Source organism: Rhodothermales bacterium, from assembly GCA_013002345.1.
Classification (GTDB): Bacteria; Bacteroidota; Rhodothermia; order Rhodothermales; family JABDKH01; genus JABDKH01.
In genome coordinates this window covers 1-4,296 of record JABDKH010000065.1, presented here as the reverse complement: position 1 = coordinate 4,296, position 4,296 = coordinate 1, and the positions used below count along the sequence as shown (strand labels likewise).

The window sequence follows — 4,296 nt, the reverse complement described above, 5'->3', positions numbered from 1 at the left end:
TTCTGTACGGGCCATGGTTTTAAGTTGGCCGCAACGTAAGGGATGGTCTTGTTCGTGCGAATGTTCTGCGAGATGCCCGACGGGATGGTGTACGCCGTTAACGGCTCCCCCACCGCCGGAGGGTTCTCCATCGGGCCGAAGCTCAGTTCCTGTGTGAACGTCGCATACTCGCCCTCCGGATGATAGCGATGGTTCTCCGTACCGTAGAGTCCCCGGTACAGTCCTGTCAGCGTGATCTGGTTAAACGGTCCTTTACCGATGAGCACCTGCTCACCGGCAACCGGGAACTCATTGCCTTGCAGCAATTGACCGGTGCCGATCGTGATCTGGTTCGCGGTAACCGTTTGTGCTACGTAGGCCTTGCCCCGATAGGGCTGGATCGTGTTTTCCCGACGTAGCGTAAATGTATCTCCATCGGCGAGAATCGTGGTGAAGTCCGTCGTCGTTGACAGGATAAGCGGAGCGAACAAGGTACCTCCGCTGTAGATATCCGTACCGATGACACCCTCATTAAAATCCTTCGTTACCGTGGTGAACCCGATGATCTCATTGCCGAGGATCAGGCACTGTTTACCCGCCAGCGCTTCAGCATCCGTTTGGGATTCCGGAATCACGCCACCGAGGATGTTCAGCTTGATGCTGATCTCCGTGTCCTTGACGTTGGTCACGTTGGGTCCGGAGATGTGGCCTATTTCCTGTGTGCAGGTACCCCAGCAGGCACAGTTGGCCTCCCCCTTGGCAGCAGCAAGAAACGAGGTCTGCACGTTGTCGATAAACTCATACAGCCAGACGGTGCCGCCGACACACAGCTCCGCATTTGAGCCGATGCCTAACAAAACGCCCGCTTGGTTATCCGTCTCCGGCAGTTGCAGGCATCGTGCACTTATATCGTAGATGATCGGCTCAAGGTCATCGGAGGGCACACCCTTGGGTTCGGCCAAGTTTTCGATACCCACTGCCGTTGATGAGTAGATGCTGGTGAACTCCTCCGCTGCCTCACAACTGATGATGCCGTTAGCACCGATGGTGGTGCGCACCACACGCAGTTTGTAGTAGGTGCCGTCCCGCATCGTGACGTCGATAACGTCCGAGGGGTCAATGCGTAAATGCTCAGGACCGAGGTTAAAAATGAACGGTTTGGAGCGTGCCATCCATGCTTCACTGAGCACGATGTCAGCGATCTGCGCAGCCTCGTCCTTGTCCAGCACTATCGGCAAGGTCAGTTCCCGATTACTCTGCGCGTCCTTCACTTGTCGGCGTGCTCTTTGCGTGCCTTGGAGCAGTTCATCTTCAAAGGAGGTGTAGGTCACCGCCAGCTCGTTCGGCAGTTCAACATCGCTATGTCGTTCGTGATTAAGCGGCTCGTACTTGTCATCCCGTGAGGAGTCATAGTTGTGCGCGGCCATACGATCTTCAGTTAAGTTCGTCGTAATCGCCCGCCCGCGCTTTAAAAACTTGATCTTGCCGTCGGACTCCACAGCATCGAACTGGTACGCCTGCTGCAGCGATGTTACGTAGTTACGAATCGGCCCCTGTGACAGCACGGCGAACCCCTTCACGATATCGGTAAGTTCCGATACATCGATGTCCGCTGGAGTGAGTCTTGCTCGCTGGTCCCCATCACTGCGGGTCATCAAGTCAGTGACGATCTCACTCAGGGGCAGACCCGGACTCCACCCCCGCCACCATGTCATCAGGTGGTTCTTATTCCACGTAGCATCAAGATGCGGGATGTAGTGTGACTGTGAGTTGAACCCATCATGGCCAGAGGACACACCAAAGAGATCGGTGCTGTTAGAGCCGTCGGGACGACTGTCGATCGGTGTCATCGTCGCGATGTCGATGAAGCGAATCAGGCCGGATCCGGTGCTCTCCGTGCCGAAGAACACACCGTCATGAACACCGTCTACAAACTGGCCCGTATCACCACTGGTGTTGTAATCAATGACCAGCTCCGTTTCAGTTTCCACCGGCAGGAGCAGCTCCAGAGGAATCGTACCGAAGCGGCCAACGGCATCCTCGCGAGTCACCTTATAGAGCTTGGTCCCAACGTGGAACAGCATGACATCATTGGTGGGGCAGTACGCCACACTGGCCCCCGAGACGGGGGTGCCGTCACTGAACTTGATGTGTAGGGACCCCAGCGGTTCCACGATATTCCCGGCGATGGGTTTGAGGTAACTCAGGTAGGTAAAGTCCCCCGCCGAGCCATTGGCCAGCCACCAGATGCCGCACTCGGTATCCGGGAAGACATAACCACCCCGATCAGCCAGCGGTTCCCCTTCGTAGAGCTGGTGGTACTTGAGCTTTCCTTCGTCCCCCGGATCACCGATGGTGTCCAGATAGGGACTGTTGCCCGTGGTAAACCCGCTGGTCTGCGGGAGTCGATCCCGGATATAACCAACGGTCGAGACCTCCAGCTCATTGGTTTCCGGGTTAAACGTTTCCACTTGCCGGAATTCGGTGAACTCCTCACTTTCCGCGTTCGATGCGGGGTAGAAAACAATACCGGAACCGAGTGCAAATACGGACCAGAACCCACTACGCAGCTCATCAAAAAAGGAGGTGCCCGTACGGCCCCAAAAAGCCAGTGGTAACTCCAAGCGCAGGATGACGCTTTGGTAGCCCGTAATGAAATTCGATACGCTACTGAAAAAGACATCACCAAACGGGAAGTAGGCATCCACGATTTCGTAGTTCGGCCCCATGTCTCGAGTCAAACCCCCCGCTGCGGAGAACATCGCCCACGGCACACCGCGCTCAGCTTCGTTCTGGAAAATGATGCGACCTGTGAGAAAGTCATGCAGCGTCCGCACACCAGACAACGCACTGTACCCCCACCCGATGTTGGGCCTGCGACGAACCAGACCACCCTGATCCCAACCCATCCGGATGCCGCCGTTGTTATTAACGTGCAGCTCCGACTCATCCATGTAGGTAAACACCGGTGGGTCGCAGTTCTGAAACGACACCTCCGCCGACAGTACGGGTATCCGGTAACCGTAAGGTTCAAGGTCGATATCGGTCACCATGACGTAGACGATGTTGCGAAACGGGATAGCTTCGTCGAGTCCACTTTCTGAATTCTCCGGCCCGTCCCAGAACGCTACGCGAGGATCTACCTGCTGCGTGGCGGTGCCCAAGTACACCTTGAACGCGGCGATGCTCTCCGGCCTACAGGGGGAGATGTCCGCCCGTCGGTGTGTGAGCATGGCAACGCCGGGTGCGTTTATCGGTCGGGTGTCCACCACGACCTGCCCGTCGGCCCAGACGCGGGGCACGGCACACGCAGGACCTTCGGCGAAGGCGATCGCTGCTGACTGGTAGTAACGGAAGGTCACCACCACGTTGCAGCTTTGGTTGATGGGGAGACCGAAGAACGCGGGGCCGGTTTGCGCACAGCTTTTCTGTATCTCCTCCACCTCCCTGACAGGACTGGACCAGATCATGTTGCCGCCGAAGCGTGCACTGCCGTAACCACGGGGGATGGGGATACCGTACTTGGAGTTCAGGGCTTTAAAATCGGTGAGCCGTTTTCCTTCGGTGTAACTGCCGGAGCCTTGCATATCCAGAAAGGAGCCGAGCGTCGAACCTGCCGACCAACCCCAGAATGCACCGGGCAAGCCACCCAGATAAAGCCCGACGAAAAAGCCAAATACGCCCAGCCCTAAACTTTTGCTGATGTCCCCCAACGGTCTAGCCCGTCGTTACATCGGGGCGCTTCGGTACCAGTACCTTAGCCAGTTCGTCCTCACCGGGCAGGTGTGGAAACCCCCCGTGGTTAAGCAAATTACTGAACTTGTCACGGCACGTTGCCAGTGTTTTATCACACCCGGCCACCGCCTCGAAGGTATCCCCGATCTGGAACGCGAAGGGTAGCGGCTGCCACAGTTCGATGTTGCCGCCGCCGGTGTGTGCCTTGACCTCCATGGCCAGCCCCGAGTTGTCACCCGAGGTGAACGTGATCTTGCCGTAGTCAAAGTACCCTGCCGCCTGACCCAGTCCACTGGTGAACTCGATACGATCCTCCACGATCGTGCTGATGGAACTGGTGACAAAAAACGGTCCCGTGGTGATGTCCACCGTGCAGCGACGACTGCCCAAGTCATAACGACAGCCCGGACTGTAGAGTTCCAGTATCTGCTGGGAGGCGATCTGGGAGAGTCCACGCAGCTCTGCCACGTACTGGTCGTTCTTCACCGTGACCTTGCCGATGTACCCCCGGTTCAGCCACAGTCCGCCGTCGGCGAGTGATTCATAGTTAACGATCTGGGTACGCACTTCGGCAAAGTCGAG

Annotated in this window: 2 protein-coding genes; both read right to left on the bottom strand. The window is 57.1% G+C overall.

Translation table 11 applies throughout. The features are described 5' to 3' along the window. On the bottom strand, positions 1–3,692 hold a 3,692-nt coding region (locus HKN37_03415; GenBank protein NNE45689.1), incomplete at its 3' end, for a hypothetical protein. 4 nt (positions 3,693–3,696) lie between these two features. Continuing rightward, positions 3,697–4,296 (bottom strand): DUF2163 domain-containing protein (locus tag HKN37_03410; GenBank protein NNE45688.1); only part of this gene is annotated, 600 nt, incomplete at its 5' end.